14 protein-coding genes are annotated in these 21320 nt (G+C 56.9%); 5 read left to right on the top strand and 9 right to left on the bottom strand.

What is annotated here, in order from left to right:
- Positions 1-91: 91 nt before the first annotated feature.
- The 7 genes from RA157_RS09260 to RA157_RS09230 form a co-directional block, all read right to left on the bottom strand.
- The gene (locus tag RA157_RS09260) at positions 92-712 is read right to left on the bottom strand and encodes a 2-hydroxychromene-2-carboxylate isomerase (RefSeq protein ID WP_350332833.1); all 621 of its coding nucleotides are present in this window, start codon (positions 710-712) and stop codon (positions 92-94) included.
- Positions 713-834: 122 nt separating this feature from the next.
- Positions 835-2217, bottom strand: coding sequence for a sensor histidine kinase (locus RA157_RS09255; protein ID WP_350332832.1), 1383 nt, complete (start codon positions 2215-2217; stop codon positions 835-837).
- Between the two features lie 207 nt (positions 2218-2424).
- Positions 2425-4635 carry a 3-hydroxyacyl-CoA dehydrogenase NAD-binding domain-containing protein gene (locus RA157_RS09250; RefSeq protein WP_350332831.1) on the bottom strand — a complete coding sequence of 737 codons (2211 nt, stop codon included), beginning with the start codon at positions 4633-4635 and terminating at the stop codon, positions 2425-2427.
- Positions 4636-4651: 16 nt separating this feature from the next.
- Positions 4652-5860, bottom strand: a complete 1209-nt coding sequence (locus tag RA157_RS09245) for an acetyl-CoA C-acetyltransferase (protein ID WP_350332830.1) — start codon at positions 5858-5860, stop codon at positions 4652-4654.
- A 33-nt stretch (positions 5861-5893) separates the two neighbouring features.
- Entirely contained in the window at positions 5894-7051 is a 1158-nt protein-coding gene (locus RA157_RS09240) for an acyl-CoA dehydrogenase family protein (RefSeq protein WP_350332829.1), read from the bottom strand.
- A 20-nt stretch (positions 7052-7071) separates the two neighbouring features.
- A complete protein-coding gene (locus RA157_RS09235) occupies positions 7072-8865 on the bottom strand; it encodes an acyl-CoA dehydrogenase C-terminal domain-containing protein (protein ID WP_350332828.1) in 1794 nt (597 codons plus the stop codon).
- A 121-nt stretch (positions 8866-8986) separates the two neighbouring features.
- Positions 8987-9439, bottom strand: coding sequence for a MerR family transcriptional regulator (locus tag RA157_RS09230; protein ID WP_350332827.1), 453 nt, complete (start codon positions 9437-9439; stop codon positions 8987-8989).
- A gap of 365 nt (positions 9440-9804) precedes the next feature.
- Between RA157_RS09230 and RA157_RS09225 the strand changes: the two genes are divergently transcribed.
- The 3 genes from RA157_RS09225 to RA157_RS09215 all read left to right on the top strand — a co-directional run bounded on the left by RA157_RS09225 (position 9805) and on the right by RA157_RS09215 (position 15364).
- Positions 9805-13410, top strand: coding sequence for a peptidoglycan-binding protein (locus tag RA157_RS09225; RefSeq protein ID WP_350332826.1), 3606 nt, complete (start codon positions 9805-9807; stop codon positions 13408-13410).
- Between the two features lie 245 nt (positions 13411-13655).
- Positions 13656-14579, top strand: a complete 924-nt coding sequence (locus RA157_RS09220) for a sulfite exporter TauE/SafE family protein (protein ID WP_350332825.1) — start codon at positions 13656-13658, stop codon at positions 14577-14579.
- A 2-nt stretch (positions 14580-14581) separates the two neighbouring features.
- A complete protein-coding gene (locus tag RA157_RS09215; RefSeq protein WP_350332824.1) occupies positions 14582-15364 on the top strand; it encodes a TIGR02186 family protein in 783 nt (260 codons plus the stop codon).
- 71 nt (positions 15365-15435) lie between these two features.
- Here RA157_RS09215 and pdeM read toward each other — a convergent pair whose 3' ends face one another.
- Both pdeM and RA157_RS09205 read right to left on the bottom strand, forming a co-directional pair.
- A complete protein-coding gene (gene pdeM, locus RA157_RS09210; RefSeq protein WP_350332823.1) occupies positions 15436-16128 on the bottom strand; it encodes a ligase-associated DNA damage response endonuclease PdeM in 693 nt (230 codons plus the stop codon).
- Positions 16125-18626 (bottom strand): ligase-associated DNA damage response DEXH box helicase, encoded by a 2502-nt coding sequence (locus RA157_RS09205; RefSeq protein WP_350332822.1) that lies wholly within the window; start codon positions 18624-18626, stop codon positions 16125-16127. The genes pdeM and RA157_RS09205 overlap by 4 nt, the downstream gene beginning before the upstream one ends.
- A gap of 45 nt (positions 18627-18671) precedes the next feature.
- On the opposite strand from RA157_RS09205, the gene RA157_RS09200 reads away from it, so the two are divergent.
- Together RA157_RS09200 and RA157_RS09195 are read left to right on the top strand one after the other, a co-directional pair.
- Positions 18672-19688, top strand: coding sequence for a ligase-associated DNA damage response exonuclease (locus RA157_RS09200; protein WP_434058497.1), 1017 nt, complete (start codon positions 18672-18674; stop codon positions 19686-19688).
- Positions 19685-21319 carry a cisplatin damage response ATP-dependent DNA ligase gene (locus RA157_RS09195; protein ID WP_350332820.1) on the top strand — a complete coding sequence of 545 codons (1635 nt, stop codon included), beginning with the start codon at positions 19685-19687 and terminating at the stop codon, positions 21317-21319. Before RA157_RS09200 ends, RA157_RS09195 begins: the two co-directional genes overlap by 4 nt.
- The last annotated feature ends 1 nt before the right edge of the window (position 21320 follow it).

Here is a 21320-nt window from a genome sequence, read left to right as displayed (position 1 = left end):
TGTCCCGATGACCTGTCGCTGTTCCCTACGCCTCTGTCATAGACTTGACACATGGCAAGAGCATGGCAATCGGAAAATACTCACATCGGGATCATTCCGCGTGGAACGGTGCCCGGCCGGAGCGAATGGCACTTTCGAGCAGGGGCAGACGATCCTGTCCCCAGAAAGCCTCTCCGTTCAGCACATAGCCCGGAGCACCGATAATATCAAACCGCACACCATCAGCGGTGTTCTGATCATACACTCCGGAAACCGCATCTGAGCCTGACTGAGCGAGAACCGCATGGGCATCAAAACCGGCATCATCCAGAAGGCCGCTTATAGCCGCCTCGTCGGCCACATTCTTGTCGTGCATCCAGCAGGCCTGGAACACGCGCTCAATAAAGATGCCCGGATTCTCTCCCTGCTCCTGAAGGGTGATGGCACAGCGATCAGCGAGTGAGGGATCGGTCGGGAAGTGGGCTGGTTGCAGGTTCAGAGGAACACCGCATTCTTCCCGCCAGCGCTGCAGTTCAAGCAAGCGGTAGCGCAGCCGGGCCGGATGCCGCTGGGGTGGTGCAACGCCACCGGATTCAGCCCAGACACCGGCCAGCTTGATTGGCCTGAACCGTATGGAAAAACCAAGGTTTTCCGACATCTGAAGCAGCTTGGCATGGCCAAGATAGGAAAAGGGGCTGATGGACGTGTAGAAATAGTCGACAGTCGTAGACATGAACAGCTCCTGCATATGTTCCGGGATTGCAGAATGATTGGTCTAAATCATGTCGAGGTCAAGTCTCTTTCCCGTGACACTATCGATTCGGTCAAGAGCCCGGACCCATAAATTCTGTCCGATCAGTCCCGAAGAGACCCTTCGATCACACAATCGGATGGGACGGTGACGATAAAGGTCGCACCGCCACCAGGTTCGCCGCGGGCGGTAATCTGCCAGCCTGCCCGTTCGACAATCTTGCGTACGATAGCAAGCCCGATACCGCTTCCCGCAAAATCAGCACGGGGATGCAGGCGCTTGAATGGCTCGAAGATTTTGTCGAGGTGTCGATTGTCGAACCCAATGCCGTTGTCCTCGACAAAGATTTTCAGAACATGTTCCTCGTCCACATCCGCGGTGATCCGGACAAAGGACGGCCTGTCAGGGTGCTGATATTTCACCGCGTTGGAAATCAGATTGTCAAACAGCTGGGTTCCCATGCCCCGGTCAATGCGGATCGACAGATCACGCAGATTGCTGATGACGCGGATTCCGGTTTCCGCAATGGCAGTCTGGTTGTTCTCAAGCGCAATCGAAACAATCGTTTCCAGCGGCACCCAGTCAGACTGGCTGTCCCGGCGCGAGATACGCGAGAATGTCAGAAGGTCCGTTACAAGATTTGAGGCGCGGTCGGCCGAATCCTGCATAACACTGATCGAGTATTCGATTTCCTTGCGATCGCCTGTTTCAATCGAATCCTTCAGCACGTCCCCGAAGATGCAGACCTTGCGCAGGGGTTCCTGCAAATCATGGGAGGCGAAGTAATTGAACTGCTGCAGGTCATCATAGGTCTGAGCCAGGCGCTGGGTCATCTCATTGGTGGCATCCGCCACATCCTGCAGCTCATCATCGGCAGCCGGACGCTCGAACACCAGCGGCTTCTGCAAGCGACGCACATCAAGGCCGCTGACATAATCGGCAAGCTTGTCGAGATGCCGGATGACCAGAAGATGGAAGACCAGCAACAACGCACAGGCAATAAACAGGATCTGGATCATGTTGAGAATGAGAAGGGTCGCACCATCCAGGATCATGACCCGCGTAATCGTCGGATAGTGGGAAATAACCAGCAGAGTGGCCTTCTTTGTGACCCCATCCACAGATACGTCAAACGGCAGACGTTTCTCGATAGTCGGTTCTTCCGGCAGGGCTCCAGAACTACCCAGCGTACGGCCATTAATCTGAATTGCAGCGAAATCCACTTTCGGCAGGTTGTCCAGACTGGACAGCCCGAGAGCCAGACCGTCCTGATCACCATTCTCGATCCAGCGTGACAGGAGCGGCATATGGGACGCAGCCATATGCTCTACGAAATAGGCAAAACGCTCGCGACGATGCGAGTTTTCAAAATAGACCTGCAAGACTGTCGTCAGGATTGCCGTCAGAAGACTGATCCCGATAACGACCATAACAAGCCGACGTGTCAGACGCCCCTTCAGGCTCTCTTTAAGTGCCTTGCTGATCATTCTTTTATTTTGCCCCAAAAGAATCGAAACGCAGCTTATCTGCATGATACCGCAAAAAAGCAAGGGTTTCGTTCTGAAATCGGCCAGTTTCTGCCAATGACAGAGCCTTAAGAACAATCAAACCGATCAGGCGTCCGCATCTGATCGCAAAAAGGCATCACCCGGAACGGGGGCAACCGCGTTCCGGGTGAAGGTTTGATCTTGACCCTACGCTGCTTCCGCACTCTCATCAGGTGAGAAGCGGCCATAGAATGTCTCACCATTTGCGGCCATTTCTTTCACGAGAGCCGGTGGTGTAAACCGGTCGCCATAGCGCTCCGCCAATTCTTCAGCGCGGGCCACAAACTCGGCAAGTCCCATATTATCGATATAGGAGAGCGTGCCGCCGGAATAGGGCGCGAACCCGAAGCCGAGGATCGACCCCACATCAGCCTCACGGATATCCGTGAGCACACCCTCTTCGAAGCACCTGGCCGCTTCAAGCGCCATCATGACAAGGAAGCGGTCCTTGATCTCGTCATGATCGATGCTGTCAGCATCCAGTCTGGTCTCCTGCAGGTCGGCAAGACCGGGCCAGAGGCGTTTGTTCTTGCCCTGATAGTCATAGAAGCCCTTGCTGTTCTTGCGTCCAAGGCGTTCCTGACGAACCACCATTTCCTCAAGCAGCTTCTCCTGTCGTGGATCAACAGCGGCTTCGCCAAGGTCCTTCTTGGTTGCCTGAAGAATTTTCCGGGCCAGATCCAGCGCGACCTCATCATTGAGAGCCAGAGGGCCGACCGGCATCCCCGCCTGACGGGCCAGATTGTCAATCATGGGTGCAGGAACTCCTTCCATCAGCATCAGATGCGCTTCCCGCACATAGGCTGTCACCGGACGATTGACGTAGAATCCGCGGCTGTCATTCACCACAATCGGCGTCTTCTTGATGATGCGGCAATAATCAAGAGCCGTAGCCAAGGCTTCATCACCGGTTTCCTTGCCCATGATAACTTCGACCAGCATCATCTTGTCGACCGGTGAAAAGAAGTGAATGCCGATGAACCGCTCTGGCCGCACCGAATTCTGAGCGAGTGAGGTAATCGGCAACGTGGACGTATTGGATGCAAAGACGGCATTTTCACCCAGTACGGCTTCTGCCTCTTTGGTGACACCAGCCTTTACATCCCTGTCTTCAAAGACAGCCTCGATAACCAGATCGCAGCCTTCCAGTGCCTGATAGTCAGTGGTCGCCGTGATGCGACCCAGCACCACCTGCTTTTCTTCCTCGGAACCACGTCCACGGGCTATATATTTGCTCATGACCTCATCGGCATAAGCCTTGCCCTTGTCCGCAGCCTCCTGCTCCCGGTCAATCAGAACCACCTCAAGTCCAGCACGCGCTGAGACATAGGCCACACCGGCGCCCATGAAACCGGCACCCAGAACGCCCACTTTGGTGAGCGCTGTCTTTGCCACATCTTTCGGGCGGCGGGCCAGTTTATTGAGGTCCTGCATGGAGACAAACAGCGAGCGGATCATGGATGCCGCTTCCTTGGTCTGCAGCACATGAGCGAAATAACGGGACTCAACCTTCAGGGCATCATCCATCTCCAGTAGCAGGCCTTCATAGGCCGCACGCAGAAGAGCGCGGGCCGCCGGGTAATTGTCGTGGGTCTCACGGCGATAGATAGCCCCGGCTGCTGGCCAGAGCTGAAATCCTGCAGGTGAATAGACCCGACCGGACGGCAGACGGTAGCCTTTCTTGTCCCACGGCTTGACCGGATCAACGCCTGCTTTCAACAGAGCTTTTGCCTCACCGATCAGGTCGTCTGCAGGAACCACGACATCAACCAGTTTGAAGCCCTTGGCCTTTTTCAGATCCAGGGTCTTGCCCTGCAGCAGCATCTGCATGCCGTTCTGGGTATCCATCATGCGGAGGATACGAGTGGTTCCGCCAGCGCCGGGGAAAAGGCCAACCTTGATCTCCGGCAGGCCCACCTTGGTGGAAGACTTGTCTGCTGCAATCCTTGCATGGCAGGCAAGAGCCAGCTCAAACGCCCCGCCCATGGCCGTTCCGTTCAGGGCGGCGACCCACGGCTTCTTCGAGGTTTCCAGCTTGCGGAAGATGAGCGTCAGGCGGCGTGAACCTTCGAACAGGTGGCGGGCCGCCTCTTCGTGACCCAGCTCGCGCTTTTCGGCTTCGAACTGGCCCAGCAGGCCTTCCAGCATCTTGAGGTCGGCACCACCGGAAAAAGCATCCTTGCCAGAGGTGACAACTGCGCCCTTGATAGCCTCATCACCGGCCACTTTCTCAACAATGGCTTCCAGCTCATCCATGACCGAAAGGTCAATCACGTTCATGGATTTGTCCGGCATGTCCCAGGTCACCAGCGCCAGGCCGTCTGTATCAATATCGAGCGTGAAATTCTTGTAGCTCATGATCTGTCCTCCCGGCTCAAACGCGTTCAATGATTGTTGCGGTCCCCATGCCTGCACCGATGCACAGGGTCACAAGGGCCGTGTTCAGATCCCGTCGCTCCAGCTCATCAAGAACGGTTCCGAGGATCATGGCTCCCGTTGCCCCCAGCGGGTGCCCCATGGCAATCGCACCGCCATTGACGTTGACCGTTTCAGGATCAAGATCAAAGGCCTGCTGATAGCGCAGTACGACAGACGCAAACGCCTCATTGATCTCAAACAGATCAATATCGCCAAGCTCCATACCGGTGCGTTTCAGAAGCTTTTCCGTCACATCCACAGGGCCTGTCAGCATCAGGGCCGGTTCAGAACCTGTATTGACGAAGGACCGGATACGGGCACGCGGTGTCAGGGCAGCGGCCTTTCCGGCATCTTCATTGCCAATCAGCACCGCAGCTGCACCATCCACAATGCCGGATGAGTTCCCCGCGTGATGCACATGATTGAGCACCTCGATTTCCGGATGACGTGCTGTGGCCACCGCATTGAAGCCGCCCATTTCGCCAATGATCGCAAACGATGGCTGAAGGCTGCCGAGAGACTGCATATCAGTCCCGGGCCGCATATGCTCATCACGGTCCAGAATGGTGATGCCATTAATGTCCTTCACCGGCACAACAGACCGTTCAAAGCGGTTTTCTTCCCAGGACCTGGCAGCCCGACGCTGGCTCTCTACCGCGTAGGAATCCGCATCATCGCGGGAGAAACCGTATTTGCTGGCGATCAGATCAGCAGAAACACCCTGGGGCATGAAATAGGAGGGAACATTGACGCCCGGGTCCATGAACCACGCCCCGCCGGACGCGCCCATACCCACCCGGCTCATGCTCTCCACACCACCTGCAATCACCAGATCATGCTGCCCGGCCATCACCTGAGCCGTGCCTGTGTTGACAGCATCAAGGCCCGACGCACAGAAGCGGTTGATCTGCATACCAGGAACCGACGTGTCGTAATCAGCAGCAAAGACCGCAGCACGGGCGATATCACCGCCCGCTTCCCCCACCGGGTCGACACAACCAAGGATAACATCATCCACAAGGCCCGTATCCAGGCCGTTGCGGTCGCGAATGGCGCGCAAGGTTCCGGCTGACAGTTCAACGGCGGGCACTTCGTGCAATGCACCGTCTGCCTTGCCGCGTCCTCTCGGCGTTCTCACCGAGTCATAAATGAATGCGTCTGTCATAAGTCGTCCCTTCCTCCAAGGCCGCCTGTCCCGTCAGAGACTGCGGGAAATCAGAACTTTCATAATTTCGTTTGTACCTGCATAGATCTTCTGCACCCGGGCATCCTGATACATCCGGGCAATCGGGTATTCGCTCATATAGCCGTAGCCGCCGTGAAGCTGCAGGCATTCATCGACCACCTTGCACTGCAGATCCGTCAGCCAGTATTTGGCCATGGACGCAGTGGTCGTATCCAGCTCTCCGGCCACGTGCCGGGCAATACAATGGTCCACAAACACCCGGCCTATCGTGGCTTCGCTTTTCAGCTCTGCCAGCTTGAACTGGGTGTTCTGGAAATCGATCACCCTTTTGCCGAAGGCCTTGCGTTCCTTCACATAGTCAAGGGTCACAGACAGCGCCCTTTCGACCATGGCGATAGCCTGTATGGCGACGATCAGACGTTCCTGCGGCAATTCATTCATCAACTGAGCAAAGCCCTGTCCCTCATCAAGACCGATGAGGTTCTCTGCCGGAATCCAGACATCATCAAAGAACAGCTCAGATGTGTCATTGCCTTTCAGGCCGATCTTGTCGAGATTGCGCCCGCGCCGGAACCCGTCCGCCTCTGCTGCCTCAACCACCACAAGAGATGTGCCTTTGGCACCTTCCCCCGGGTCTGTCTTTGCCACAACAATGATCAGATCGGCCTGCTGACCATTGGTGATAAAGGTTTTCTGACCGTTGACACGATAGCCATTGCCATCCCTGACGGCCGTTGTCCGCACACCCTGAAGATCAGACCCGGCACCGGGTTCTGTCATTGCAATGGCTCCGACGAGCTCACCTGATACCATCCGGGGCAACCAGCGCTGCTTCTGCTCTTCCGTGCCATATTTGACGATATAGGGCGCGACAATGCCTGAATGCAGTGCGATCCCGAAATGATCACAGCCAAGTTTTCCGAGCACATCATCTATGACAGCATCATGGGCGAAAGACCCGCCGGAACCGCCATAGGCTTCAGGGACACTCGGACACAGGAACCCGGCTTCGCCTGTCCTGTTCCAGGCCTGCCTGTCCACTTCCGAATTGGCAATCCACTGGTCATGAAACGGTACAATCTCCGCTTCAAAAAAGCGCGTCGCAGCCTCTTCCAGAAGCACAACATCTTCTGTTTTCCAGTCCGGTCTTGGAATGTCGAGAACAGACATGACAGCCTCCCGCCCAGTGATCAGAACAGCTCCGCGTCAAGCTCCATCATGGTATCGGACCCGGTCGAGATCCGCTTTAGACGCAGACGGGTCTCGGGCATCATCCGCTCCATGAAGAAACGGCCGGTCACCAGCTTGGTCTTCCACACATCGGAATTGCCTTCACCCGCGGCAAGTTTTTCCTGAGCGGCCTTTGCCATGCGCGCCCACATATATCCGACGGCAACCAGACCAAAGAGATGCATATAGTCGACAGACCCGGCACCCGCATTGTCCGGCTTGGCCATAGCGTTCTGCATAAACCACATGGTGGCTTTCTGAAGATCTTCCGCACCGGCTTTCAGACCTCCGATAAAGGGTGCCAACGTCTCGTCAGCCCCATTGGCCTCGATGAATTCACCGACTTCCTTAAAGAAAGCCATGATGGCACGGCCGCCGTCGCGGGGTAGCTTGCGACCCACAAGATCCAGAGCCTGAATGCCATTGGCACCCTCATAGATCATTGCAATACGGGCATCACGGACGAACTGCTCCATACCCCATTCGCGGATATAGCCGTGACCGCCAAACATCTGCTGGGCATTGACGGCATTGTCGAAACCCACATCGGTCAGAACACCTTTCACCACCGGTGTCAGCAGGCCCATATAATCGTCCGATGCCTGACGTTCGGCCTCATCATTCGACAAGCGGGACAGGTCGCCATGCAAAGCAGTCCACATGACCAGCGCCCGACCGCCTTCATTCCAGGCCTTGATTGTCATCAGTGTCCGCCGCACATCCGGATGGACAATAATCGGATCTGCTGCCTTGTCTTCTTCCTTTGCACCGGTGAGAGCGCGGCCCTGCAGCCTCTCCTTGGCATAGACAACGGCATTCTGATAAGCGACTTCTGACTGGCTCAACCCCTGGACGCCAACGCCCAGGCGGGCCTCATTCATCATGGTGAACATGGCCCGGAGACCCTTGTTCTCTTCACCGACCAGCCAGCCGGTGGCGCCATCATAATTCATCACACAGGTGGCGTTGCCATGAATACCCATCTTCTTTTCAAGAGCGCCACATCCAACCCCGTTGCGCTCACCGGGCACACCGTCGTCTCCGACAAGGAATTTCGGAACAACAAACAGCGAGATACCCTGAACACCTTCAGGAGCGCCTTCAATCCGCGCCAGGACCAGATGGATGATATTGTCTGACAAGTCGTGATCACCGGCTGAGATGAAAATTTTGGTGCCGGAAATCGCATAGGAGTCATCGCCATTAGGCTGGGCCTTGGTCTTGATCAGGCCAAGATCCGTCCCGCAATGGGGCTCAGTCAGGTTCATGGTGCCGGTCCAGTCGCCAGCGACCATGGACGGCAGATATTTCGCCTTGAGTTCATCTGAGGCGTGATGGTCAAGAGCCGCAATCGCCCCCTTTGTCAGACCGGGATACATGGCCCATGCCATATTGGCAGAGGAGACAAATTCGCTAAGCGCAGTATTGAGAAAAGACGGGAGGCCCTGACCACCATGGTCGGTCGAGACATCCAGTCCCATCCAGCCGCCTTCACGATAGGTATCGTACGCATCCTTGAAGCCCGCAGGGGCTGTCACCGCGCCATCGTCAGCCCGGCTGCAGCCTTCTTCGTCACCTGTCGTATTGAGAGGCTGAAGAACCCCTTCCGCAAAACGCGCGCCTTCGGAGAGGATGGCTTCAACAAGATCCGGACTCGCTTCCGCAAAGCCCTCAAGGTGCGCATGCTGTCCGAGATTCAGAACATCATTCAGAATGAAAAGCGTATCATCAACTGGAGCTTTATAAGTCGGCATATCATCCTCCCAACACCTTACGTTTGCGTAAACGTAAACTCAATATAGATCCCTTGCCTGCCCGTTTCAATGCTTTGCTTGCGTTTCTTGATTATCCGACAATTCAGACATCAGTAAGATGTCAGGATTCCCCCGCTTTTTCGCGCTCTTTCAGCATGCCTGCCACAACATCACAGGTTCTTTCCAGATCCTGGATAGCTTCCTCAATGTCGTCTTTCTGCTTCTGCAGCACGTCGATTTGCTCGCGGAAGCGCTCAAGAGAAACTCTCAACTGGGTTACCTGGCCGTCACGCAAATCATACAGGTCCAGCATCTTGCGGATCTCGGTCAGCGAAAAGCCAACACGCTTCCCCATCAGGACCAGCTTCAGACGCGCGCGATCACGGCGGGTATAAAGCCGGGTCATGCCGTCACGACGCGGGTTGAGGAGGCCTTTATCCTCATAAAACCGCAGAGTCCGCAGCGTAACATCAAACTCTTTTGACAGATCACCGATGGAAAACAGCCGGTTCGGGTTTTCACGTTCACTGCCCTGCTCAAGTTCTACAGTCCCATCAAGCACGGTCTTGTTCATGGTCTCCCCCTTCGGGCCACACAGATGAATTTACGGATACGCCCCATACGAGGCCTTCCGTAAATCTTACATTACGTAAACGTAAACTGTCCAGAACCAATTCTTACAGGCGAAAGCCGGGATATGACATCGGGACACAAGAGACGGTTTTCTGCCGACAGCCAGCACGCAAAACCACACTGCTCAACCGTGTCATTTTAAGAAATCTTAACTCTATGTTTACCCTAATCGCAAAATGTTTGCGTGACGAATTTTGCCGAGGTGGGCATGATTCTGGTGATTCATTCAGCGTTCCCCACGCCGTGTTTCTTCGCCAACCTGCCACTTCGGATTTTGATAATGTTATATCACGCGAGGCCGAAGACATGCGGCAAAAGCATTCTGAAAGCGTTTCTATAGATCAGCTCGTTTCTGACATTGAGACTCTTGCGGACCGGATGGGAACAACACGTGCCCGGCCAGCTTACCCGGAGCGGAATGCCCCCCATTACGGTGATGATGCCGCCCGCGCGGATATCGAAGGCACGCCCTACCGCACAGCACCTCGCACAAATCCAACCCCTCCAGGGCCCGACCAGAACAGAGCCGAACGCTTGCGGATCAAGCTGGGATCGCTCGCACGCAAGGTTGAGAGCATGTCTCACCAGCATGCTGAAGCACCACACATGCAGCAGCCCCAGGCAGCGCCACACCCCAGACCTCAGGTTCGCCTGTCACCGGACCTTGCTCCTCAGGCCCCAGTTCAGGCACCAGCTCAGCCTCCTGTTCAGAGCCCGGCCCGGACAGCTCGTCCGGTCGATCTCAAGAAAACCCTGCAGCGGATTTCCGATGACCAGCGCAAACAGAGCAATATCGCCCTGTCGCAGCATGAGTTTGACCAGACCATCACACGTCACTTCAACAGCCTTGCGGGTCAGATTGGCGAACTGCTGCAATCCCCCAAGCAGCCGGATCCGTTCAGTGAGCGTCTTGCCGGTGAAGTCGGGGAACTGCGTCTGCAGCTTGCTGATATGCCACGACGCGATGATCTCCGCTCGGTTCAGGACCAGCTTGACGTTATTCGCACCCGCCTCGATCAGGAGCCGGAACTGTCGGCGCTCGAACAGCGGTTGGAAATGCTGGGACGAACGATTTCCAACCAGATTCAGTCTGCAACACGCCCCGTCGAAATGATGATCGACCGGTTTGCCGCAGTCGAGAATGCTCTTGCCCAGATTGGCAACACAGATCGCTTTGACCAGCTCGAATGGCGTCTTGATACGGTTATCGAGCGGATCAGAGATATTGAGTCTGCTGGTGGTCGCACAGATGTTCTGGATGCGCTTCAATCCGAACTGGTGACGCTGACCCAGATGATGTCTCGCGGCAGCATGGATGAGCGTTTCGACAAGCTCGAGCAGCAGATGGACGTTCTGGCCGACCACTTGGCCGATGCATCAGACAATCAGAGCCTTGGTGCCATTGCGGAGCAGCTGGACCGGATTGCCGCAGAAGTGGATGCGGTTCAGAACCTGACAGACAGCAACAGGCTCGAAAGCGCTCTTGAGAAGGTAGAGCAGCGCCTTGATGGTCTTGCTTCAGAAATTGGCATTCTGGCCAAGAAGCCCCATGGACCAGCCGCCCCGCTGGATGACCTCATCGAACGGGTTGAACAGGCTTTTGCAAAAGCACCTGATCCCAACAGCTTTGCTGACCTCGATAACCAGATTGGCGCCCTGACCCAGCATCTGCAGAATGCAGGAGCCGGTGATGACATGTCCGTGCTGGCGCGTGAAATTCGCGATCTCAGCAGCAAGGTCGACCAGGCCGCCGGAAACGGGCTTGATCAGGCCTCTATCCAGCAGCTGGATGAACGCGTTAACGATCTGGCAGACCTGATCACCGCCATGAGCAGTCAGGAGCCTGCACAACAGGACGGATTGCTCGATACCATCCGTGACACGGTGACAAATGCTCTGGCTGCCGGTCCGTCACAGCCGTCAAACGACGCTTTGCTCAGCCAGCTCCAGCAGGATATGCAGGCGCTTCTTCAGCGTGAAGCAAAGCCTGATCAGAACACCCATAAAGCCCTGGAGCAGATGCATCTGGCGCTGGAGCGTCTTGCAACCCGCATGGATGCGCTGGAAACCGCTCCGGCACCAGCTCCAGTACAGGCACCAGTACAGGCACAGGCTCCGGCTATGCCTGCTCCCAGCCAGGCCCTGGAGACACCTCCGGTTTCTCCGCCATCGGATCTGGATGCTCTGCTTGATCAGGATGAAGCGCCGCTTGCGCCAATGGGCAGCGCGGCCAAAGGCGACGACCGGAACTGGGACATGGATCATGGCCCGATCAACGCGGCGGAGCCAAATCTTGACGATGTTCTGTCCCAGGCCATCTCTGATGATCTGGATCAGCACACGACTGAACAGGACAGCCTTGAAGGGGACGCACTTCTGGCACCGGGCCAGCGCCCTGATTTCGGGCGGCTAGATAATTCCGACAAGGCCATGCCAGCCGAGGGCGATGCAGCGGCTGCCGGTGGCGAGCAGCCACGCAGCGACTTCATTGCTGCTGCCCGCCGCGCAGCGCAGGCAGCCACTGAAACAGACCGCGATGCCAAGCTGAAGCGCTCAGTCCGTACAGCCGGTGCTGATGCTCTGCGTGCTCGCCTCAGCTCTGTGAATGACGAAGAGACCGGCTCAGGCCTCACCGATGAAGAGGCAGAGAAAGCAGCCCGTTCACGCAAGCGCATTCTCATCCTGGCCATCGCTACGATCGTTCTCGGTGTCGGCACGCTGACCATGGGCCAGCTCAAGCCTGGTGGCCTGCTCAACCCGACGCCGCCTGTTGTTGAAGCGCCTGCCACGCCTGCAGAGCAGCTGCATACTCCGGAGCCTGAAGTCACCGGTTCAATCAACCGGTCTGCGGTCACTGGCCATCAGGACCTGGCCAGCATTCTGCCAGAGCAATCTCCACCCAAGGACATTACCTATTCGCCTGTGGACGACACATTTGACTATACGGACGCAGATGATGCCCTTCCCGATGCCACACAGGCTTCTGGCACCGAGCTGTCACGTCTTGATACCAATGCAGCGGGTCCAACTGTGCCCATGCCACCGATTGAAATCGGCTCTGAACGCCTGCGCCTGGCCGCAGCCAGTGGTGATCCGATTGCCCAGTTTGAGGTGGCTGCACGCTTTACCCACGGCGAGGGTGTTGTCCGCGACCTGAAGCAGGCCGCGACCTGGTATGAGCATGCGGCACGGAGCGGCCTTGCGCCGGCGCAATACCGCCTTGGCAGCCTTTATGAAAAGGGTGAAGGTGTCGACCGCAGTGTTGAACAGGCCATCCGCTGGTACACAAGCGCTGCTGATCTCGGCAACACCAAGGCCATGCACAATCTCGCAGTTCTCTATGCCGGAAATGCACGCGGCAAGCCTGATTTCAAACAGGCCGTTCACTGGTTCACCATGGCCGCTGAACACGGCGTCCGCGACAGCCAGTACAATCTCGGCATTCTGCACTTCAAGGGCCTTGGGGTGAAACGTAATCCATCCATGTCCTATCAGTGGTTTGCTCTTGCGGCTCAGCAGGGTGACAGGGATTCCGCATCCAAACGTGACAAGGTTGCAGCAACCATGACACCTGAGGAATTGCGTGAAGTGGAAAGCCGGATTGCCATCTGGAAAGCCCGGAAGGCTCCGGACCTGGCCAATGTGGTATTGCAGCCGGAAGATGGCTGGGCGGATGCCCTGCCGAGCGCGATCAGCCAGATCACCAACAGCCCTGCGCTGGACCGGGTCGGCCAGATCAGCCAGGCACAGTCCCTGTTGGGCAAGCTCGGTTATGAGGCCGGACCGGCCGATGGCGTCATGGGACCGAAGACACGGGAAGCGATCTCTTCATTCCAGCGCGCAAGCGGTATGCAGGTAACGGGCCAGGTTGATCAGCAACTGATGACCGCCCTGACAGCGCACGCTCAGTAGTGCCGGGATTGCCAGGTATCATACCGGACGTCAGCGAGCTCCCTATCGCCACGCGTGGTGCCACCTTTGGACAAGTGCTGGGACCATAGGCCGAACTGGCCTATGGTCCATTGACAGACATCGAAAAAAGGCGCTTAACAGTATAGAATATGCGTTTAAACAACGAGATAGGGCCTTTGGCGTGCTTTTTTGGCTTGTGCAAGCACCCTTGATGCCCTGACCGCACCAAACCTGCCGGATTTGTCGTGGAACTGTATCTGCCGATTGCCGAGATTCCTGTTCACATTTTCCTGATCCTGGGCATGGGTGCGTCTATCGGTTTTATCTCCGGCATGTTTGGCGTCGGCGGTGGCTTTCTTCTGACACCGATGCTGATTTTTACAGGCATCCCGACCTCGGTTGCCGTTGCCACGGTGACAACACAGATTATCGCATCCTCCACCTCTGGAACGATCAATTACTTCCGTCGCGGACTTGTGGATGTGAAGCTCGGCACAGTTCTGCTGACTGCCGGTATCGCCGGTTCAAGTCTCGGCGTCTGGGTGTTCAGCCTGCTGCGCTCTGCCGGTCAGCTGGATCTCATTATTTCCCTGTCCTACGTGACCTTTCTCGGTGCTATCGGCAGCCTGATGATGGTGGAATCAGTGAAAGCCATCCTGAACCGGCATAGGGGGGAAGATGTTGCCCTGAAAAAACCGGGACAGCACAACTGGATCCACGGTCTACCTTTCAAGATGCGGTTCAAGCGCTCCAAACTCTATGTGAGCGTTATCCCGGTTGTCCTGATTGGCGGATCAATCGGCTTTCTCGGCTCCCTTCTCGGGATTGGCGGTGGCTTTATGCTGGTGCCTGCGCTGATCTATCTGCTGCGGGTGCCAACAAGCGTGGTCATAGGCACCTCACTTTACCAGATTATCGTCACCATGGCGGTTGCAGCCGTTCTCCACGCTGTGACCAACCAGACTGTGGACGTGGTTCTGGGCGTTCTCCTGATGGTCGGTGGCGTGATCGGTGCCCAGTTCGGTGCATCCATGGGGCAGAAAATGCGCGGCGAACAATTGCGCGCGCTTCTGGCATTGATCGTGCTTGGCGTCGGGGTCCGGTTTGCTGTGGACCTGATCACAAAACCGGGCGAGCTTTACTCCATCGGACAGTTCGGGGGAGGCTGATCATGCATCGACTGCTTCTTTCCCTGCTTCTGTCGCTGTTGATGGTGTCACCTACCGCTTCTGAAAGCCTGATTGCCACCCTGTCCTCGCTTGAGGTGAAGATCCACTCACAGTTCACCGGCACCGATATCGTCATCTTCGGGGCGATCGAGCGGGATGCACAGACTGTTGCCCGTGCCGACCCCTATGACATCGTAGCCATGGTTGAAGGCCCGCGTGAGACCATCGTCAGCCGCAAGAAAGAACGCGTGGTAGGCCTGTGGATCAACAGGGAGTCCCACACCTTTGCCGGTGTTCCGTCCTTCCTGTCCATCCATTCGAGCCGCCCACTGAGCGATATCGCCACGGACAGAACCCTGGCCCGTCATCAGATCGGTCTTACAAACCGGGTTCTGATCGAAGATGTGGGGGATACATTTGTTATCCCTGATGCAGATCAGGACCCGACTCTGGACCACAAGGAAGCTGTCAGTCGCCTCAGAGAAAAAGACGGGCTTTACAAGCAGGTCGAAGGCAAGATCGAGTTCCTCAACGACACGATCTTCAAGACAGATTTCTTCCTGCCGGGTAACGTCAAGACCGGCCCGTACCGGGTCAAGATCTTCCTTTTCCGCGGCGGTGTGCTGCTCGACCGGAAGGAAGAGCTTCTGACCATCGACAAAACAGGGTTTGAAGCCTGGACCTATGAAGCCTCACGCGATTATGCGCTCTATTACGGAATTGCATCCGTACTTATCGCCATTTTCACGGGCTGGGTCGGCAGTGTCGTCTTCCGCCGCAACTGATTCTACAGCGTGCTTCTGAAAAGTTGATAGGCTTTTCAGATAAAAGCTCGCGCAAAAACAACCCCTTAGAGTCAAGATTCATTGCCCTGGACCTGATAAACACCCCGGCTTCCCAGCATCCAGACTGAGCGTTTGCCAGGCTGCAAGACCGCATCAAAGGCCTTGTCACCAATATCAAGCCCGCCTGTCAGAGCCCCCATAGCCGGGAGGATAAGACTGCGCCCGTCTGAGATGAAACAGGGCCTTCGGACTGAACGCCCGCGCCTGCGGATTTTTGCCGCCGGATGGAGATGACCGGCAAGTTCGCCCGGTTGTCCTGTCGGCTCATGCCGCAAGGTGAGATTCTTCAGACGATAAACCGCGCATCCGATGCCGCCCAGTTCCTGCGGTGTATCCGGATCATGATTGCCTGTCACCCAGACCCATTCATCACACCGGGAGACCAGCGTAACAATCTTGTTGCGATCATCGTCTGACAGGCGCTCTGCCGCTGTTCTGTCGTGAAAACTGTCGCCAAGAGCCACAAGCCGCTTCGGACGACAGGCTTCAATCAGCTGACCGAGAACTGCAAGAGTGGCACGCGTATCATAGGGCGGCAGAAAGACCCCTCGCCGGGCATAGCTCGAGCCTTTCTCGAAATGCATGTCAGCAACGACCAGCGTCTCTTGCGCCGGCCAGTACAATGCACCCTCCGGCAGCAGGATAAATGTCTCGCCACAGAACAGCATCTCTGTCTTGTCGCCTGCCAGAGCCGCAGATGTCATGGGGCACGTCCCTCTATTCCAGCTTCATCCAACAGGATACCGGCAGCCTCGGCAATCAGATCATCCTGAGCCGCGCCGTAAATGGGTTCTCGTCCGATTTCCAGCATAACCGGCACCGCCAATGGCGAAATGCGTTCAAGATCCTTATGCACAATCCGCCCTTTAATCCGGGACAGCATGGCACTCAACCGGGCAATATCGAGCAAGCCACCCGCCGCATCCTGCCAGGTGGCCCGCAACAGGATATGATCCGGTTCATGATCCCGCAAAACGTTGTAGATGAGATCGGATGACATGGTCACCTGCCGTCCGGATTTTTCCTGCCCCGGAAACCGACGCTCAATCAGCCCTGAAATAATCGCGCAATTGCGGAAAGTCCGCTTCAGCAGAGCACTTTCCTCAAGCCAGACCTGCAGATCATCGCCGAGCATGTCCGCATCAAACAAGTCATCCAGCGACAGCATATCCTGTCGGATCCCCCGCCCGAGATCCTTAAGTCCCCAGATCGCAAGAGCGTAATCGGTAGCAACAAATCCAAGCGGACGCTGCCCGGCTCGCTCAAGCCTGCGGGTCAGCAGCATACCGAGGGTCTGATGGGCCAGGCGTCCCTCAAACGGATAGAGCAGCATGTAATGCTTGTCCGCTCTCGGGAAGGTTTCGACCAGAAGACCTTCTCTGCCCGGCAGACAGGAGGTTTCCTTCTGCAGAGACAGCCAGTCGCGCACCTGCTCCGGCAACCGGGACCAGCTCTCCTCATCCACCAGCATGGCCCGCACCCGGTCGGCGAGATACGTTGAGAGCGGGAACTTGCCACCAGCATAGGCCGGAACCTTCGGGTCATTGCCGTGAGCTTTGGTGACCAGAACCTCGTTCTCCCGCATAGCCTCGAACCGGACCACCTGCCCACCAAACACGAAGGTGTCACCCGAAACCATGGATTCAATGAAAACTTCTTCCACCTCCCCCAGAACGCGCCCGCCCCTGCCGAGAGACCCGTTCTTGCGTCGCGAGGTGAGCCTGATCCGGATCATCGGCTCCTCGATGATCGTACCGATATTCAACCGGTACTGCTGGGCAACGCGCGGATGTGCAATACGCCAGAGGCCATCCCGACGACGTTTGATCCTGGCAAAACGGTCATAGGTCCTAAGAGCATAGCCGCCGGTTGCGACAAACCCTACAACCTCTTCAAACACCTCCCATTCAAGGCCGGAATAGGGTGCTGCACTGGTGATTTCATCGTAGAGCTTTTGCGCGTCAAATGGCCCGGCGCAGGCTGAACCCAGCACATGCTGGGCCAAGACATCCAGCCCCCCGGGCCGGACTGGCGGGGTATCCTGAGCACCCAGATAGTTGGCATCAAGCGCAGCCCGGCATTCCAGAACCTCAAAACGGTTTGAGGGCACGAGCAGGGCTTCTGAAGGCTCGTTCATCCGGTGATTGGCCCGCCCAATGCGCTGAGCGAGACGGCTTGCCCCTTTTGGCGCGCCCACATGAACCACCAGATCCACATCCCCCCAGTCAATCCCGAGGTCCAGCGTTGATGTGCAGACAACAGCTTTCAACTGCCCCGCAGCCATAGCCGCTTCCACCTTGCGGCGCTGGCCTGCATCAAGGGACCCGTGATGCAGTGCAATGGGCAGGAGGTCTTCATTGATCCGCCAGAACTCCTGAAACAGCATCTCAGCCTGACTGCGGGTATTGACGAAAACCAGCGTCATCTGATGCTGCCTGATCGCGTCATAGACATCAGACAGAGCATATCGGGCCGAATGACCGGACCATGGTATCCGTTCATCACTTTCGAGGACTGTAATCTGAGGCTGCGCCCCTCCGGTAACCTCGACCAGCCCGGAGAGATTCCTCTCCTCGCCCGGTCTCTGAGGCACCAGCCAGGCACGCAGTTCGTCTGGTTCTGCCACCGTTGCCGACAGGCCAATCATCCGAAGATCCGGGGAGAGCGTTCTCAATCGTGCCAGTCCCAGGGCCAGCAGTTCTCCACGTTTTGATGTCACAAGCGCGTGGAGTTCATCCAGCACCACCATACGCAGATCAGAAAACAGGGCTTCGGCATAGTCAGATGCGATCAGCAAGGCCACCTGTTCCGGTGTGGTCAGCATGATATCCGGCGGGTTCAGCTTCTGCCGTTGCCTCTTGTGCTGGCTGGTATCACCAGTGCGGGTTTCCATCCGTATGTCCAGCGCCATATCCCGCACCGGGTCTTCCAGATTACGGGCAATATCAACCGCCAGCGCCTTGAGCGGGGAGATGTAAAGCGTATGGACGCCACGCCGCACATCCGTCTCTGCTGCCAGCTCCGTGAGGCTCGGTAGAAATCCGGCGAGCGTTTTACCGGCGCCTGTGGGCGCAATGAGAAGAGTGGATTGCCCGGACTGTGCTTTCTCCAACAGGTCAAGCTGATGGCGTCGCGGCTGCCAGCCCCGGCTGTCAAACCAGGCCTGAAACCGATCCGGCAGGCATGCCTCTCTCGTATCCATCTTGCGTTTCCTTGCGCGTTCATCTGACTATAGGGGGGATTCGTCATTCAGAACAAAGGCGTTTCCGTGCTGACGCAGACAGAGGCCGGGCTTTATTGCCCGGGTGGTGATTTTCATATTGATCCGATGCGCCCGGTCCCGCGCGCACTCATCACCCATGGCCATGCGGACCATGCCCGTGCCGGACATGACACAGTGCTGGCCACGGAAGAAACGCTGCAGATCATGGCCACCCGCTATGGCGAAGACTTCTGCGCCACTCGCCAGACGGTCATCTACAATGACCCACTGCGTATCGGGGATGTGGGTGTATCCTTTCATCCGGCAGGACACGTGCTTGGGTCCGCCCAGATCAGACTTGAGAAGAGCGGGCAGAGGATTGTCATCTCAGGTGACTACAAACGCTCAGCTGATCCCACCTGCCTGCCTTTTGAAGTGGTCCCGTGCGACATCTTCATTACTGAAGCGACCTTTGCTCTGCCGGTCTTTCGTCACCCACCCGTACATGATGAAATCAGGAAGCTGCTATCCTCCATGCAGCTGTTTCCAGACAAAACGCACATGCTCGGCGCCTATACACTCGGCAAGGCGCAGAGACTTGTTGCGCTTATTCGAGAGGCCGGGTTCGACGATATTATCTATCTGCACGGGGCCTGTGAGGCATTGTTCGCGCTCTATCAATCCTTCGGTTTTGATTTTGGGCAGCTCTCACCGGTCGCGGATCATGACCCCAAGAGCCTGACAGGCAAGCTTGTGCTCTGCCCGCCCGGTGCATTGAATGATATCTGGTCACGCAAGTTCGGCGACACGATCAAGGCCTGCGCTTCAGGCTGGATGCGGGTCCGCGCCAGAGCACGCCAGAACGGTGCGGAGCTTCCACTGATTGTCTCGGATCATGCGGACTGGACAGATCTCTGTCGGACAATCAGGGATACAGGAGCATCCGAAATCTGGGTGACGCATGGACAGGAGGACGCTCTGGTTCATTGGTGCCGAGGTGAAGGCCTTGATGCCAAGCCCTTGCGGCTGATTGGTTATGGTGATGAGGAGCCGGCAGCATGAAGGCCTTTGCCGACCTTCTTGATCGCCTGTCCTACGAGCCTCGTCGCAATGGAAAACTGCGACTGATGACAGATTACTTCCGCACCACGCCCGATCCGGATCGTGGTATAGCGCTTGCCGCCCTGACTGGCAGCCTCACATTCAAGACTGCAAAACCGGCCCTGGTCCGGACACTTATTATGGAGCGGGTGGACGAAACCCTGTTCAGGCTGTCCTATGATTTTGTGGGTGACCTGGCCGAAACCACGGCACTTCTCTGGCCTGCAACCCCTAACACTCCGGACACTCCACCAGCTCTCATCCACATTGTCTCTGATCTGCAACAGGCGGGGAAATCCGAGGCACCCGGCCTTATCTCGCATTGGCTTGATCAGTTGGACGAAACGGGACGCTGGGCACTTCTGAAACTGATCATGGGCGGGCTCAGGGTCGGTGTGTCAGCCCGCCTGGCCAAGACAGCCGTCGCAGAACTGGGCACCCTTGCACCGAACGACATTGAGGAAGTCTGGCACGGCCTTCTCCCGCCTTATGAAAGCCTTTTCGCCTGGGCTGAAGGCCAGGGTGACCGGCCCGAGAACACCAACCCGGCTCCATTTCGCCCGGCCATGCTGGCGCACCCGCTTGATCCCGAGGCCTTTCCATCCATGGATCCATCAGATTATGTGGCAGAGTGGAAGTGGGACGGCATCCGCGTGCAGGCCGTCAGTGGCCGGGATAAGGACGGTCAGACTGTCAGGCGGCTGTTTTCACGGACCGGCGATGATATTTCCGGAAGCTTTCCAGATCTGGTCGATACGTTCACCTTTGATGGAGCGCTGGATGGTGAATTGCTGATCCTTCGCGATGGCCGAGTTCAGCCCTTCAACGTTCTGCAACAGCGCCTGAACCGCAAGACCGTGTCGAAGAAACTGATGGCGGAAAGTCCCGCCTTTCTCCGCGCCTACGATCTTCTCGCTGTTGATGGTGTCGATGTGCGTGAGCAGATGTTCACCGATAGGCGCAGTCGCCTGGAGGCGCTGGTCGACGGTCTTTCCGAGCCTCGTATCCATCTCTCATCTCTTGTGGCCTTCGAGAACTGGGATGCGCTGGGCCTGGCCCGTGCCGAACCGGCAACACATGGCGCGGGAATTGACGCAGACGCAGTCGAAGGCCTGATGATCAAACGGGCTGACAGTCCCTATCTCCCCGGACGGCCTAAAGGATACTGGTACAAGTGGAAAAACGATCCGCATATCATTGATGCAGTGCTGATGTATGCCCAGCGCGGGCATGGCAAGCGGTCAAGCTTCTATTCGGACTTTACGTTCGGCGTCTGGCGCGCGGGCAGTGACGAACACGAGCTTGTGCCCGTGGGCAAGGCTTACTTCGGCTTTACCGATGAAGAACTGAAAGAGCTCGATCGTTTCGTTCGGCGCAATACCATCAACCGGTTCGGACCTGTGCGGGAAGTCACCCATACAGAAGACACAGGGCTGGTGCTTGAAATTGCCTTTGAAGGTCTCAATCGCTCCAGTCGCCACAAGTCCGGTGTGGCCATGCGGTTCCCGCGTATTTCACGCCTGAGATGGGACAAGCCTCCTCATGAAGCGGACCGTCTTGACAGTCTGACAGCCCTGCTTCCCGATGAGTAGG

Origin of the sequence: Coralliovum pocilloporae (assembly GCF_030845175.1) — a bacterium.
Lineage (GTDB): Bacteria > Pseudomonadota > Alphaproteobacteria > Rhizobiales > Cohaesibacteraceae > Coralliovum > Coralliovum pocilloporae.
Note: the sequence above shows the minus strand (reverse complement) of the source record. Positions and strands in the feature narration are given on the sequence as shown.

Bases quoted from the DNA above. Each gene is read 5' to 3' on its own strand.
- RA157_RS09260 (WP_350332833.1), bottom strand. From the start codon at position 712: ATGTCTACGACTGTCGACTATTTCTACACGTCCATCAGCCCCTTTTCC.
- RA157_RS09235 (WP_350332828.1), bottom strand. From the start codon at position 8,865: ATGCCGACTTATAAAGCTCCAGTTGATGATACGCTTTTCATTCTGAAT.
- RA157_RS09255 (WP_350332832.1), bottom strand. From the start codon at position 2,217: ATGATCAGCAAGGCACTTAAAGAGAGCCTGAAGGGGCGTCTGACACGT.
- RA157_RS09215 (WP_350332824.1), top strand. From the start codon at position 14,582: ATGCATCGACTGCTTCTTTCCCTGCTTCTGTCGCTGTTGATGGTGTCA.
- RA157_RS09195 (WP_350332820.1), top strand. From the start codon at position 19,685: ATGAAGGCCTTTGCCGACCTTCTTGATCGCCTGTCCTACGAGCCTCGT.
- RA157_RS09245 (WP_350332830.1), bottom strand. From the start codon at position 5,860: ATGACAGACGCATTCATTTATGACTCGGTGAGAACGCCGAGAGGACGC.
- RA157_RS09205 (WP_350332822.1), bottom strand. From the start codon at position 18,626: ATGGATACGAGAGAGGCATGCCTGCCGGATCGGTTTCAGGCCTGGTTT.
- RA157_RS09250 (WP_350332831.1), bottom strand. From the start codon at position 4,635: ATGAGCTACAAGAATTTCACGCTCGATATTGATACAGACGGCCTGGCG.
- RA157_RS09240 (WP_350332829.1), bottom strand. From the start codon at position 7,051: ATGTCTGTTCTCGACATTCCAAGACCGGACTGGAAAACAGAAGATGTT.
- RA157_RS09230 (WP_350332827.1), bottom strand. From the start codon at position 9,439: ATGAACAAGACCGTGCTTGATGGGACTGTAGAACTTGAGCAGGGCAGT.
- pdeM (WP_350332823.1), bottom strand. From the start codon at position 16,128: ATGACATCTGCGGCTCTGGCAGGCGACAAGACAGAGATGCTGTTCTGT.
- RA157_RS09225 (WP_350332826.1), top strand. From the start codon at position 9,805: ATGCGGCAAAAGCATTCTGAAAGCGTTTCTATAGATCAGCTCGTTTCT.